General features: G+C 40.4%; 12 protein-coding genes, 1 riboswitch and 1 other annotated feature. Of the genes, 5 read left to right on the top strand and 7 right to left on the bottom strand.

Annotated features, from left to right (window positions below; all coding sequences use genetic code 11):
- Nucleotides 1-371: 371 nt before the first annotated feature.
- On the bottom strand, nt 372-563 hold the full coding sequence (locus OTG27_RS19645) for a hypothetical protein (protein WP_034310797.1): 192 nt from the start codon (nt 561-563) through the stop codon (nt 372-374).
- Between the two features lie 329 nt (nt 564-892).
- A riboswitch (cyclic di-AMP (ydaO/yuaA leader) is annotated at nt 893-1035 on the top strand.
- 151 nt (nt 1036-1186) lie between these two features.
- Between OTG27_RS19645 and OTG27_RS19640 the strand changes: the two genes are divergently transcribed.
- Nucleotides 1187-2512, top strand: a complete 1326-nt coding sequence (locus OTG27_RS19640; protein ID WP_268937824.1) for a TrkH family potassium uptake protein — start codon at nt 1187-1189, stop codon at nt 2510-2512.
- 23 nt (nt 2513-2535) lie between these two features.
- Nucleotides 2536-3192, top strand: a complete 657-nt coding sequence (locus OTG27_RS19635) for a potassium channel family protein (protein ID WP_268937823.1) — start codon at nt 2536-2538, stop codon at nt 3190-3192.
- Nucleotides 3193-3312: 120 nt separating this feature from the next.
- Here OTG27_RS19635 and OTG27_RS19630 read toward each other — a convergent pair whose 3' ends face one another.
- From OTG27_RS19630 to OTG27_RS19620, 3 genes are all read right to left on the bottom strand, one after another.
- Nucleotides 3313-4146, bottom strand: coding sequence for an STAS domain-containing protein (locus OTG27_RS19630; protein WP_268937822.1), 834 nt, complete (start codon nt 4144-4146; stop codon nt 3313-3315).
- 327 nt (nt 4147-4473) lie between these two features.
- A complete protein-coding gene (locus OTG27_RS19625) occupies nt 4474-5175 on the bottom strand; it encodes a class I SAM-dependent methyltransferase (protein WP_063574915.1) in 702 nt (233 codons plus the stop codon).
- A gap of 351 nt (nt 5176-5526) precedes the next feature.
- Nucleotides 5527-6147 (bottom strand): class I SAM-dependent methyltransferase, encoded by a 621-nt coding sequence (locus OTG27_RS19620; RefSeq protein WP_268937821.1) that lies wholly within the window; start codon nt 6145-6147, stop codon nt 5527-5529.
- 267 nt (nt 6148-6414) lie between these two features.
- Here OTG27_RS19620 and OTG27_RS19615 point away from each other — a divergent pair, with 267 nt between their 5' ends.
- Both OTG27_RS19615 and OTG27_RS19610 read left to right on the top strand, forming a co-directional pair.
- Entirely contained in the window at nt 6415-6693 is a 279-nt protein-coding gene (locus tag OTG27_RS19615; RefSeq protein WP_222620182.1) for a PadR family transcriptional regulator, read from the top strand.
- Nucleotides 6694-6709: 16 nt separating this feature from the next.
- Complete coding sequence (locus OTG27_RS19610) at nt 6710-7429, top strand: pentapeptide repeat-containing protein (protein ID WP_268937820.1); 720 nt, start codon at nt 6710-6712, stop codon at nt 7427-7429.
- A 123-nt stretch (nt 7430-7552) separates the two neighbouring features.
- Here OTG27_RS19610 and OTG27_RS19605 read toward each other — a convergent pair whose 3' ends face one another.
- On the bottom strand, nt 7553-8443 hold the full coding sequence (locus tag OTG27_RS19605; protein WP_268937819.1) for a PhzF family phenazine biosynthesis protein: 891 nt from the start codon (nt 8441-8443) through the stop codon (nt 7553-7555).
- A gap of 146 nt (nt 8444-8589) precedes the next feature.
- Nucleotides 8590-8802: a binding site (T-box leader), on the top strand.
- A 64-nt stretch (nt 8803-8866) separates the two neighbouring features.
- Between OTG27_RS19605 and OTG27_RS19600 the strand changes: the two genes are divergently transcribed.
- Nucleotides 8867-9691 (top strand): ATP-grasp domain-containing protein, encoded by an 825-nt coding sequence (locus OTG27_RS19600; protein ID WP_268937818.1) that lies wholly within the window; start codon nt 8867-8869, stop codon nt 9689-9691.
- A 195-nt stretch (nt 9692-9886) separates the two neighbouring features.
- Here OTG27_RS19600 and galE read toward each other — a convergent pair whose 3' ends face one another.
- Nucleotides 9887-10858, bottom strand: a complete 972-nt coding sequence (gene galE / locus OTG27_RS19595) for a UDP-glucose 4-epimerase GalE (RefSeq protein ID WP_098937533.1) — start codon at nt 10856-10858, stop codon at nt 9887-9889.
- A gap of 92 nt (nt 10859-10950) precedes the next feature.
- Nucleotides 10951-14553, bottom strand: coding sequence for a CDP-glycerol glycerophosphotransferase family protein (locus OTG27_RS19590; RefSeq protein WP_268937817.1), 3603 nt, complete (start codon nt 14551-14553; stop codon nt 10951-10953).
- Nucleotides 14554-14651 lie beyond the last annotated feature (98 nt).

The following is a 14651-nucleotide window of genomic DNA, read 5'->3' as shown; positions in this document are numbered from 1 at the left end:
GAATGGAAGGGTATTTCCAGGATACCAATGCATTTCTTAATGTCATCGCTTCTCCCCCTTTGATCGTACAATTTAAACCCCCGTCCCCAAGGAACGAGACCAATTTGCAATGCCCCCCATACATACCCAACAATCGTCGGCTGCTCTCGGGAAGTGGTCATTTCATTTTACTTTTCTCTGCTTTACGTCCACATTAGTAGTTACCAAATTTAAACATTAATGGTTCGATTCTGTAAATAACGCAAAAAAAACTCATTAAATATAATGAGTTTAAAAGCAAAACAAGATATGGATTTTTCGCTCACCGTTCCTGGATACAACACAGGGATTACAATAATTGAATACCGCTATGAATGTTGGAATCAGTTGATTTACCTTGGGGAAAACAGTTTTAAAAACGGATTCTTTTTCTTATCCGTTATCCTTAATTCATTCATGATGATTTGATCCTCATGATCGGCTATCCATTTCCTTAGTGCATCTTTATCCTGGCATTGTGTTAAATATGTTTGGCCACCCTTGCCTGTAGCATTGATAACATATCTATTGAACGTCTTCTCCATAATTGCCCGCCTTTTTATTAAAATGTATTGAATTTAACTAATAATGTACTGCTTTTTCCTTTATCTTTTACAAAAGAAACATAATATATCTATTACAAATTTCGATTGGCAATAGCATGTTCTGCTTGAAATTATTGAATAAAGTATATCGATGCCGGTTATCATAATTGGATTAATCGAACCTATCATAATGTGCCAACTAATATTTGTCAATACGTTTTTTTAATGTAAATAAAACGTAAATTTTCAGTTTTATTAAAGAAATATTTTTTTACGATTTAGGGGTTTACAACTGCTAAATGATGGGAGTAGAATACGTTTATCAATTTAATGCATTTCGGCCAAAACTCATGGAAAATGAGTACGGAGGACCCAATCATTTGGGGTTAATTCTGCCTTGCAGAAGGGATGAGATCAGCTCTTTCGCCATCCTACCCGTCAGCTAACTTCGTCGGCTAAAGCGAAGGAGGTCATAAGACCGCCTATTTCGGGAGCCTTTTTTGCACGCTTTTTGTGGCAATAGAGCTATTCGATGTTTTCGCAGGTCTTTTTATTATGCCTTTAAACAGATTAGAAAAGAGATTGTTGATTAAAAGTCATACATTAGGGATGATCATTTGAGAATGACAAAATTGGATCCGCCAAAAATACTTGTACTCGGCTTTGCCATCCTGATACTTATCGGAGCCTATTTATTGACCCTGCCGGTTTCCACTGAAAATGGCCATGGTCTTTCTTTTCTGGATGCTTTATTCACCTCGACTTCCGCTACATGTGTAACAGGACTGGTCGTTGTGGATACGGGATCGACCTTCACCACTTTTGGTGAGTTGGTCATCTTAACACTGATTCAGGTAGGCGGCTTAGGGTTCATGTCATTTGCGACGTTTTTCTTTTTCCTTCTAGGCAAAAGGATTTCCTTAAAAGGCAGGTTACTCTTGCAGGAGTCGTTAAATAATCTATCCATGGCGGGTGTAGTCAGATTAGTGAAACGGCTGTTGATTTTCACAGCCATCATTGAAGGTGTGGGTGCACTTATCTTATCGATTCGCTTTTCTTTTGACATGCCAACCGGCAAGGCGATCTATTACGGTGTTTTTCATTCCGTCTCGAATTTCAATAATGCCGGTTTTGATTTAATGGGGGAATTCAGGAGTTTGACCCCTTATGTATCGGATCCATTCGTAACCCTTACCGTTGCCTTCCTCATCACGTTTGGCGGGATAGGCTTTATCGTGATGAATGAACTATACGAATATCGTGACACCCATCGTTTATCCGTACATACGAAGATCGTTCTGACGACTAGCGTGACCCTTACGATTGCCGGCGCGATTTTAATCTTTTTATTCGAGTACGGCAATGCCAAGACATTGCAGCCTTTATCTTTCATGGGTAAAATGCTGTCGTCCTTATTTCAATCGGTATCACCAAGGACGGCAGGCTCCAACACGCTGAATATCCCTGATTTGACCCAGCCTGCATTACTGCTCATCATTTTCTTGATGTTCGTTGGGGCTTCACCCGGATCGACTGGCGGCGGGATTAAAACGACTACATTGGCCACGCTTGTAGGAACGGTTTGGTCGCAGATCAAAGGTAAGGGTGATGTGGTCTTGTTCCGTCACCGCATCGTGAGTGAAACGATCTTTAAAGCATTATCCGTCACATTCATTGGTGTATTCATGGTTTCCATCATCTCCATTCTGCTGACCATCACTGAAAGCGGAACTGATTTCTTGATGATTTTGTTCGAAGCCACTTCAGCTTTCGCCACCGTGGGACTTTCAATGGGTTTGACCCCGGAATTATCACCGGCCGGCCGGATGCTCATCATTTTCACGATGTTTGCAGGCCGTGTTGGTCCTTTGACTTTGGCCTTTGCTATCGCCATGAGGCGCAAGCCAGATCCGTTCCGACGTCCAAAAGGGAAAATCATGATTGGTTAATAATGAATGAAGGAGTGTAAAAGATGGGAAAACGACAATACGCCGTGATAGGTTTAGGCAGATTCGGAACCAGTGTGGCCCATAGATTATATACGGCAGGCCAAGAGGTTTTGGGTATTGATGTGAACGAGGAAAGACTCGAGAATGCGGAACTGAACGTTACCCATGCCGTCATGGCGGATACGACCGAAGCAGAGACATTGAAAGCAATCGGAATCCGTAATTTCGATTGTGTCATCGTAGCCATCGGAAATGACATGCAATCGAGCATTTTAACTACCTTGCTTTTAAAAGAGCTTGGGATCAAAAAGGTGATTGCCAAGGCACTTAATAAAAATCACGGTCAGGTGCTGACAAAAGTCGGTGCCGACTGGGTCATCTACCCTGAGAGGGATATGGGGGAACGGGTCGCGAACCAGCTCCTTTCCCCTAACATGCTGAACTACATAGAGCTTTCTAAAGAATACAATATCGAGGAAATCATCCTCCCCATGAGCATGAAGGGAAAAAGCCTCAGGGAGCTTGATTTACGGGCAAAATATAATATCAGCGTCATTGCCATCGTGAGTAATGGAGAAATTATCATAGCACCGTCACCGGATCAGGATATCCATGAAAAAGATATGCTTTTAGTGGTTGGCAATAAAGAAGATCTGGCCGTCTTTGCCAATATTGAATAAAATCCGGCAGGTTCCGGCTCTTGCTCCTTTTGAAGGCTAATACATACGAGAAGACCGCCATATGGAGGCCTTCTCGATGCAAATGTATAACGAACATCCCGAGCCCAGGGTAAGTATGTATTATTTTATCGTACTGATCGCTTGGGCAAGAGTGGATTTTATCGTCACTTTATCAAAAGGCAGTTGAAGCTTAACGGCAGTCATGGCTATTTCCGGCCGAAGTCCTGAAAGGGTCGTTTGAATTCCGATCAAATGCAAGGATTCAATCAATTGAGACAGCTGGTGTGCGGATCCGCTATCTATTGAATGAACGCCGGATAGGTCAATGAAAAGTCTGGTGACATTTTTTTCAGCGCACTTTTGTAAGGTGTTTTCAAGCAAGGACATGCCCCTCGTCGTGTCAATATCGCCTATCAGGGGAAGCAATGCCGTGTTATCTTTAAGGGAAATGATGGGTGTGCTCAATTCATCGATCGTTGCCTGTTGGGCTTTCATGATTTTATTGGCATACCTATGATTCGCTTCCGTAAACCTCTCCATCACTTCACTGATCACCTTCACCACTATCCGGTACCAGGAGTTTATTTCCTCCTGTGTATATTGATCTCCATGCAATTTCACAAACCGGTCAATATAACCCAGGTATTGCTCTTGCGTACGGAAAAACTCCCTCAATATAAAATAGATGGGTGTGTTTAAATGCTGCTCATCCTGACCGATCGCTTCAATCCAATCACCAAGCTGCTTAAAGAATTCCCTCTCCTCTTTATCAAAGACCTGAAAGAAACGTAAATGGAATTCATTATTTTGCTGCTTAAGTTTTTTAATCACTTTGGGATCGGTTGAGCAATATACACCAGTACTATCACTTTTATTCAAGGATGCGTACCAATCCTCAGTCAATTGTGCTGCCACACCCAATAAAAAGGCATATAATTCTTTATTTACGTGCATAAACTCCTCCTATTTAGTTTTTATAAAAAGCAATCGATAAATCTAATTTATCAAAACAGCAAGCATCAAAGACAACCTCTTCCATACTTAAAACCTTAAGCTCTCTGATTCCTGATGGCTCCCTCTTTCCATATACCTTCCCAGCTGTTTTTGAAACCATGTTTTAAAAAAAAGATCAGCAAACGCCTTCATCTATCATTCTGGTAAATACCTGTTCCCAAAACTTTATAGTGTTGTTATAGTTTACCATTTTTGTTTTTTGTTAACAATTTCCACGCAAAAAAGGACCTGATCCCAGATCCTTCGGTTTAAAACCATTTCTCCTTCTCATTTCATAAATAAAGCCGTCCATAAACCTTGCACCCCAAAGGTTTCATCCGATTGTTCCATTTTCCTCATTTTCCGTATTTCCACCACTTCGAATTCCTTGAAGATCATTCTGAGTTTTTCTTCAGTAAAGCCTAAACCGCCTTTAAGGCTTCTTTGCCTATATACTTCCCAATCTGAAATATCGGCACCACCCAAAATGCCGCCTTCGACAAAACAAGTGATCGAATACAATCCCTTAGGCCTTAACGCGTTTTTCACCATCTCCAAATAATTCATCCTTCGATGTGGGGCAATATGGTGAAAACAACCTGAATCATATACGAAGTCATATTGTCCTTTTGCAATATCCAAATCAAATATATTCCTTTGAATGAAGTTCACTTGGACATTTTTATCTCCTGCCCGTTCTTTTCCCCATTCAACGGCTTCCTTCGAAAGGTCCACCGCATCAACAGAACAGCCCTTTTGAGCAAGGTAAATGGCATTTCTGCCAGGTCCGCATCCAAGCTCAAGAACCTTCCCTGGCCCAATTAACCCACCATCAAAATATGAAACCAAATTCTCATCAGGGTAATTTTCGAAAAAGGGAACCCCTTTTGAGCGGTCTTCATAAAAACCATTCCAGAATCCAGTTGGTTCACGCAATAATGAGTCCAGCATGTTCAATAGATCTTCATAGGTTGTAATCGTCTCCGACAAAACCATCACCTCTTCCATTTTATCCCACGATTTAATTATACTGATTTCGCCCGTTGCCTCTGTAACAGCCGCATAAAAAATTCGTTACATATGACGTTCAGACACCATTGGACCTTGTTGTTTATATAATGTTCACTGGAATTTAAAGGTATCAATTATGCATGTAAACTGCCTTCTGATGGTACGATCCGTTCTTACTCCATAACCCGATGATCAGCTCATTAACCATGTTAGTGAAGACATGGGTTTTATACATGCATGTCAAATATTACATGCTCTTTACAGCGAATCCGGTTTAGCTTTCAAAAACAACACTCAGCTCTATGTGGTATCGACCTTGAACACCCCTCCTCATAACCGTTTACTGATGATTATCTTTCTATACATTCCATTCAGCATGATCGGCCGATCTTCTTCAATTTCCATAATATCCCCATGTCCACTGAACAAGTCTTCAAACCTCAAGCCAATATCCGTTCCTAAAAATTGAATGATCGGCCTCAGAAGCTTTTTGGGCACTGAAAGAATTTCATCTTTAGAAATAAACTTATCGAATAGTATTATTTTCCCCTCGCCTTTTACAACCCTGATCATTTCCCGAAGACATTCATTGGCATCAGGTACGACGGAAAGAACCAAACTTCCCACTACATAGTCAAACGATTCATTAGTGAATTCCATATGCTGTGCATCCATCTCGAGGAACTTGATCGATGCATCATCAAATTTCCCCATCGCTTTTTTTAACATATCCGCTGACAGGTCTATTGCCGTTATCTCAAGGTCAAGGTTTTTGATTAACTCCAAATCGGCCCCCGTACCTACGCCCACAAACAGGACCTTTGCATGATCATGAAAATCCAGCTCTTCAAACATTCTTTTCCTGGCATCTAAAAAGAGATGAGAGTTGAAGATTTTGTCATAAACGGGCGACCAAAATTTATAAATCACTTTATTCCACGAATTATTCAACATGCCCACCCCCTTACTTACTTCTTCCATGAAACATCATAAATCCCTTCCAAGCGGATGGAAAATTAGTACAATTAAAAAGTATGCGATGCAGTGATTCACGAAAATTGGCATGTTTCTTTTCATAAACCCTCCAAATCTGTATGATCCATAGTAACCAAACTACCTTGACTGTCATAGTAATATACTATAAGATATACCAAAGGAGGTGAGGATTTGGTTCAACGACAACTATCCTCTGACTTGCTTCGCGGACATGTAGATACGATGATTCTGAAACTCCTGCAAAGTGGCGATAAATATGGTTATGAAATCAGCAAACTGATATATACGAATTCCAACGAGCAATATGAAATTAAGGAAGCGACGATGTACTCCAGCCTAAAACGACTGGAAAAGGATGGATGCATCATCTCTTATTGGGGAGATGCCACACAAGGCGGAAGAAGGAAATATTACAAAATCACCCCAATCGGGGAAAACACATATATCCAAAATAAAAATGACTGGGAGCAGGCCAAGCGAATACTTGAGCGCCTTCTCTAAGAAGGGAAGATGAAAGGTGATTGAAAAACTGAATGCACATGTTCATAGCATTTTTGCCCCGTACAAAAGTGCAAAAACAGCAACGGAATTGGAAGAAGAACTGCTGCAAAACTTACTGGAAAAATACGATGACCATAGAAGGAATGGTGCCAGTGAACAGGAAGCGTTTAAGCTGACTGTTGATTCGATTGGGGAGGTATCAGAGCTCATGGAATCACTCAATCTGCAATACAATGTCCTTGAGCAGGCGATAAGCATGGACTATTCCAGGCATCGCTTATTGGATTCCGACTTCCGCTCGGTTTCGGTCCATGATGGGAAGTTCAATTCCTGCGATTTAAGCCGTTCTGACTTCAGCCATTCCGACCTGACGAACAGCACATTTAAAAACAGTAACTTAGATCATTGCATCTTTGAAAACGCCAATTTAACTGGCACCTTATTTAAAAGTGCCAATTTAAAAGGCGTAACTTTCAAGAACAGCATTTATAATAAAACCCATTTTAAAAGCTGTAATTTATCTGGACTTATATTCGATGGGGAAACTTTCAAACAAACCATTTTCGAAGGCTCTTCATTGAGAAAGGCATCATTCCGCGATGCCACCCTCATCAATGTTCAATTTCGGATGTCCGATTTAAAGAAAATCGACTTTACTGGAGCTTCGATGGATAAACTCACTTACAACTTTTTACATGGAGCAAAGGTTGATCTTAGCGGCGTGACCCTCATCTAAAGGACAGCGATTGGCACTTCCACCCCGTGTTTCTGATTTACAAGAACCCTGCGCTAAGACACGTAACGTCCTGGCACAGGGTTTTTTCAATATACTTTTTCAGGCTTGTATCTCATTATGTCTTTAGACTTCCACTTCAAATTCTTTAACGTAGACAGCATTCCCGGTGATTTCAATATCATATGTGCCATCGTTCTTGGTAGCTGTAACGCGAACTCTGCCATCCTTTCCGATTTCATGCCCCTGTTCGATTAACAGATGCACCTCATCTTCAAGATCACCCTTTATGTATTTTGCATAATAAGCGCCCATTACACCTGAAGCCGTTCCTGTAACCGGGTCTTCAAGCGTACCTGAAAAGGGCGAGGAAAAATGCCGGGCATGCATATGGGCATCATTATCGTACGTTTCCAGGCAAAAGGGATGAACGGAAGCTCTTGGCATTTTCTTTAATATTTGCGGAAACAGGCTATTGTTGGCCTTCATCCTTTTAAATGAACTTCTTTCCTTTACCGGAACCAGTAAAGTCCATAAACCTGTACTTCCATAAACAATAGGTAATTCACTTTCCAGATCTTCTATATCAAGGCCGAGAGAACTGGCTAAGCCTGCTTTATCTCCGTTAAACGCTTCAAACTGCGGCGCGGCCTGTTTCATCGTAATATATATATCAGGCCCCGCCGTCGCATGGATCTTGATTGGCAATATTCCCGCTCCTGTTTCAATCATCAGCTCATCTTTATCCAATAATCCCCTGGTCTTCAGTGCATGGATAGTTGCCATTGTCGCGTGTCCGCAAAGATTCATTTCGTGTCCCGGTGTAAAAAAACGGATCCTAAGATCGGCAATATCGGATTCCATCGGAAAAGAGGTTTCATTGAACCCCACCTTCATCGCTATATCCTGCATTTCCTTTTCGGTCAGTCCATCCGCATCTAAAACCACACCTGCCGGATTTCCTTTATTCGGTTTACTGCTGAACGCATCGTAATGAAAAACCCTTACCGTTTTCAAATCTAACATCTCCTATTAAATGATGGTGCTTCACTTGAATAGTAATTCTATATCTCTATCCATATTCCCTTTTCGTCCTATAGTAAGTGAAACAACCATTGATTTTATTTTCTGACTATTATACAATTACTCAAATTCATCAAATGTAAAATTCCATGAAGGGAAGGAGTACGTTATCATTCTGTTCCAAAGAGAGCTGGTGCTTTGCTGAAAGCCAGTGTCCAGAATCTGACCGAATATCATCCCCGAGAAGTAAAGCCGAAGCTTCAGTAAGCTTTACCGGTTTCCCCCCGTTAAATGGGACGTGTGTTTAATTATTAAACAAGAGTGGTGCCGCGAGTTCAAATCTCGTCTCTTAATGAGACGGGATTTTTTGTATGTAAACCAATCAATGAAAATATCGGGAAAGCGGGTGCAGGAGTCATGCAGACACTATTATTCGTAACGGATTTATACTATGAGGCAAAAGGAAGAAATTATTATGAGGAGGATTTGTTTCTTACCTCGAAGCTTAGGGAGGATTTTCAGTTAGTGCTTTGCCATCCTGAAGACATTGAAACGTTTGAAAAGGATTTTGACTTGATCGTCTTTCGAAATGCCGGTCCAGTAGCCAATTTTAAAGACAAATATCTAGCATTCCGTAATAGAGTGGCTTCTGGCCATTTGAAAACATACAACTCATTTGTTGGAAAGGCTGATATGAACGGGAAGGAATACTTAATTGAACTGACGAATGCCCAATTCCCTGTCATTCCGACCATCGATACACTTGAATCTTTACATAAACTTCCCAATGTGGAAGCGTATATAGTGAAGCCTAAAGATGGCGCGGATTCCATCGGTTTGGAATTTGCCGCGAAAGAAGAATTGGGAGATAAAATGGATGCAAAATCAAAGAACACATTGGTACAGCCATTTATCAACTTTGAGTATGAAGTCTCTTTTTATTTTATCGATAAGGAATTTCAATACGGCCTCTATGCGCCTGATAAAGAGAAAAGATGGGAATTAAAAGAATATGTCCCTACTGAAGCAGACCTGGCTTTTGCTAAACGATTTATTGATTGGAACAATCTTGATTGGGGCATCCAACGAGTAGATGCCTGTCGGAATGAGCAAGGTGAACTTTTATTAGTAGAGCTGGAAGATTTAAATCCGTACCTTTCCCTATTGGAATTAACCGAAGAAACACGTCAAAATTTTGTAAAAGCCCTGAAAAAATCAATCCGGAAAGCTCTTCAAGCTTAGAATGAAAACTGCCGTATTACTGGCTAGCCAAGACCCGACACAGCAGGCGCTTGGGGCTTTCAGACAGTTGGCGGAAAGGGGGCGGATTTCTGAAAACAGCTGGAACATTCTTCAAATAAAAAAACTGCAGGCAAACTCGTTTTTTTCTTCGAGTTTGTCTACAGTCCGAAATGAATACCGAGCCCTAAGTGACCATTAATTCATTTGAGATTTATGCCATTTCCACGCACTTTCAATGATTTCTTCCAAATTTATCGATGCCTTCCAACCGAGTTCTTCATATATCTTGTCGGCCGAAGCAACCAGGCGGGCTGGATCTCCAGGGCGACGGTCTGCATACTCAACTGTCGGTTTAACTCCTGTGACTTTTTCGCAAGTGTCGATTACATCCTTAACCGAAAATCCTTTTCCATTCCCAAGGTTGTAGATGGCCGTATCCTTCTTCCCGGTTAATAGGGCTTGAAGCGCGATTATATGAGCTTGGGCTAGATCCGTTACATGGATATAATCACGAATGCATGTGCCATCTTCTGTGTCATAGTCCGTACCAAACACGGAAATCTTCTCACGTTGACCTAATAAATGCTGTAAAATGATTGGAATCAGGTGTGTTTCCGGATCATGGCTTTCACCGATTTCTGCTGACGCATGTGCTCCGGCCGCATTGAAGTAACGCAAGACGACATAATGAAGTCCATATGCCTTTGCAAAGTCCCCTAAGATCTGTTCCACCATCAATTTAGAGCGGCCATATGGGTTAATCGGATTCGTTGGCTGACCTTCATCAATCATATCCGCATTTGGTATCCCGTATGTAGCTGCCGTTGATGAAAAAATGAAATTCTTAACATCATGCTTAAGCATGGTATTCAATAATGTAAGAGTTGCACCTACATTATTATCATAGTATTTATAAGGATCTTGAACAGACTCCCCGACCAAGCTATTAGCGGCAAAGTGCATGACCGCTTTAATCGGATACTTAAGGAAAATTTCATTCAAGACCGCTTCGTCCCCTAAATTCCCTTCCACCAAGGTGGCCTTCGAATCAACCAGCGAACGAAATCCAGTTGAGAGATTATCCAGAATGACAACCTCTTCAGTTTTCACTAACTCTTTTACAAGATGGCTTCCAATATATCCTGCACCGCCAACGACCAAAATCATATAGTATTACCCCTTTTACTTTAAGCTTGAATGAATCTTTAAATCTCGCATATGTCATTAGTGGGAGGTCTAATTAAAGGACCTCTCCCGTTTTATAAGCATTTATTGAAGGTTTCCATGGCCAGTCCATTATATTGGGTGTAATCAAACTTCGCTAGTTCAGGATTATCATCACTAACCATGGTAGATAAGCCCTTTTCCAGTCCATCTATGCTATTTTCGACAAGCAAACCATATTTACCGTTTTCCAAAACGGTCCGGTTAGCCACTATATCAGTAGCCATGATTTTCATTCCTAAGGTCATTGCCTCCAATAATACCATAGGCTGGCCTTCATAATGTGAGGAAAGAACGAAGCAGTCACATTTTTCCATGAACGAAAATGGATTTTCAAGCTGACCCAAAAGATGAATGGAATGATTTAAGTCCAGCTCATCAATGATTGCCTGCAAATCTTCCTTTAAAGGTCCTTGTCCTAAAATATACAGTTTACTATTTTTGTGTTTCCCATGAAAGCCTGCGAATGCACGAATCAAATTATCTTGCCCTTTTTCAGGGGATAACCTTCCCATATTGACAAAGTTAAAATCATTTTTATCAGGATATGGAACGAATTGATCATTCACTTCCAGCCCATGGACCTCTTGTACGATTAACGCCTGTCTATCGATCCAGCCTATAGATACCCCATCCAATGATATATGGGCATACGTACCAAGTTGAGTAACCGCTTCTTTATCGAATTCAACGATCCGGCCATTAAAGGTTGGCCCATTCTCCAAGACCATGGCATCTTGCAGCCCATAAGGCTTATCCCATATATGATAATCGCCTAATTTAATTTCGGCAGTGCCGCGCACTTCCCGTTCCTTTAACACCATTGGCTCTTCTATCATTTCAAATGCTCCAGTATTTAGCCAGCCTATTATCTTATTGTCTATCTCGAAAAGGTAATAGCCGCCTTTGTTGGTTCTATTATACTTGATGATTCTGACGATTTGCCCTTCAAAATCGATTGCCTTGCTCACTCTTTTAGCCTTGTAGTTCGGATATGCCTTCGTCCAGATTGTATGATCTTCCGGGTTGGTTATTTTACCGTACTTCTGATTACCGGTGTTTATTTCCTTCAGCGTTCTATTCTCGATCTTATCGATGAACTTTTTATTGTTTTTATAGTTTCTCGATATTATATATTTTCTTTTCATCATGATTTGCAGCTTGTCATTATAGCTCATGTCTTCATTGATTGTACAATGTTCAAGCACGGATAAAGCCGAATTATCTATCCAGCCTATGATCTTGTCTTTTACTGATATTCTGCTATAAATCGAATGCTGGGTTTTTGCTTCCCTATCGACTTTTACAATGATCCCTTTAAAATCATGACTGCCGGAAACTTTGTACGTTCCTTCAACTTTATACGGCAAGGACCAAATATAGTTCGATCGAGGTCTTACTAACCTTGCTATTTTATCCACTTCTTTTTCATAAATGATGCTGTCTGGCAGAAGCTCCACAGCTTCTTCACTAATCCAGCCTATTATTTGATTGTCATGACTGAATTTATAAAAGGTCTTTTGATCAGCATGGGTTTTCCTCGAAATCACGATTTCAGCACCTTCAAATCGTTCTTCCAATGGAAATTGAGCGGCATTCGAAATTCCCGGAAGGGTATTCCAAACAGGATGATCCTTGACATCCTTTAATATCGCCCTCGCTTTGAAGTTTTCTGTGATCATCGCCTTTTCATCATTTTCGCTACCTTCAGGCTCATTTGACTCGATTTGAAGGATTTTATCCGGGTTGATGGAATTCATTACATAATCAAATTTATCGAAGTCTGCATACTCCAATAGATTCTTTCGGTTTAATTCCATCGTTCCCTCAGACACGCTTACCAGTTTATCAAATCGATTGTATACCGAAAAAATCCCCCTTAGATTAATCCGGTGCGGTCTTTTTCCGTTAATGATGCGTTCACTATCAGAAAGCAAATCATTATGCATATAACAAACTTTCTTTTTTGCATCCGCCGCAAGCAGATATTTAGCCCAATAATGGCTATAACCGCTAAAATCGATAACAAAATCAAACTTTGTTTTGCCGAATAAACGTGCATGCTCTCTAATATAGGCATTTTCCGGGTAAAGCTTCTTCCCTAAGAAACCTCTTTCCCCTCTGTTATGGATGAATTTATCTTTATAGACTTCCAATATGTTATAAACAGGCAAGCCAGGTTTGAATAGAAAACGCACATTCTTATTAACCTTGCCCATATTTTTCAAAACCTCGTATGAGTGAGGAGTGCCCGTAAAACAGCTGACATCATATTTATCATAATCAATATTATTCATTAAGTTAAGGAAAGAGGATGTAATCCCGTTATCCCTCAAACCGCCCGGATAAATTAATATCTTTTCCTTTGCAGAATCCAGCCCGGTAATTGTGTTTAGTTGTTTCGTAGACTTATTGAATATATTTTTGACTATTCTCTCTGTTACTTTTCCATCTTCATGGTTCGTGAACTTTTCCTGCATTTTTTTATATTTATCGGAATATCTCAATTTCACATCTTTAATATCTTTAATGGCTAGCGCCAATTCTTTTGAGTTAAACAGCATGGGTCCCGGAAGTTCGTCATTTTGGAGATATTGTCCCCTTTGCTCTGCATAAACGTCCGTATCCCAAGTGTAAAATAGAATGGGCTTATCGGTAACAAGGTAATCAAAGAAAATGCTGGAATAATCCGTGATAAGCAAATCGACTGCAGCAAGCAATTCATTTGTATCCACATGGTCTGGTATTAGCCGATCCTTGATTTCCGAATGCTTGGCCGCTTCTTTATATAGAAATGGATGCACCTTAATTAATAAGTTATATTGTTCACCGATTTGACTTTGTAAATAATGAATATCAGCAATGATTTGAAGAAGATCATTATCCACCTTGGCCAGGTTCGTCCCCTTCCAAGTCGGGGCATATAAAATGTTTTCCTTGGCATCACTGATTTTCAAACCCAGGGTCCTTAAATAATCCTTATACTCCCCCGGATTCGTATTCAGCGTCAAATCGATCCTCGGATATCCTTCTTCTATTATTTCACCTTTATACAATCCATTTAACTTATAGCTATGTGTAAATATGTTGGTAGTATGGGCATTAGGGCTCAAAATGAAATCTGCACTCAAGAAGTTCCTGACCACGTTTTGAGAGACCGAAGGGTTACCGGGTATATCAAAGCCCATATTCTTAAGGGGCGTTCCATGCCAGGTATTGATGTAAATTTGATCGCTTTTAGGGATGAAGAAAGACTGGAATGTGGAATTATTGATTAAATACTCACTTGTCGCCAACCACTTTAAATATTCCTTTGAATTACGCTGAACGAATTGAACATTCGGCATATCCTTATACTTCGCCATTACACCTGAGAGGACACTGAAATCCTGGATGGACCAAATGTGCACAAAATCTTGATAGTCCTGATTTTCCAGCATATATTTAAACATCGCGTATGGACTGTCGGTCATACTGTTTCCATCACGGCTCTCATATAGAATGGTGTTTTTTTGAATGCTTAATTTCTCATAATACTTTGCATATCTATTTACACGCTGATGATTTTCCTTTAATAGGAAATTAACAATAGGCTGTTTAAGGAAATCGACTTTTCTTTTTATTACCTTCTTATTCACTAAATAGGCATCCCCTTTTATGGATTTATATTCACCATTCAAAATTATGTTTGCATTTCAGTAACCAAAAATAACAACTATGAATGATCAATAGTTGG

This window comes from Peribacillus sp. AS_2, assembly GCF_026891895.1.
Taxonomy (GTDB): Bacteria; Bacillota; Bacilli; order Bacillales; family DSM-1321; genus Peribacillus; species Peribacillus frigoritolerans.
The sequence above is the reverse complement of the archived record's forward strand: the minus strand, read 5'-3'. Positions and strand labels throughout refer to the sequence as shown.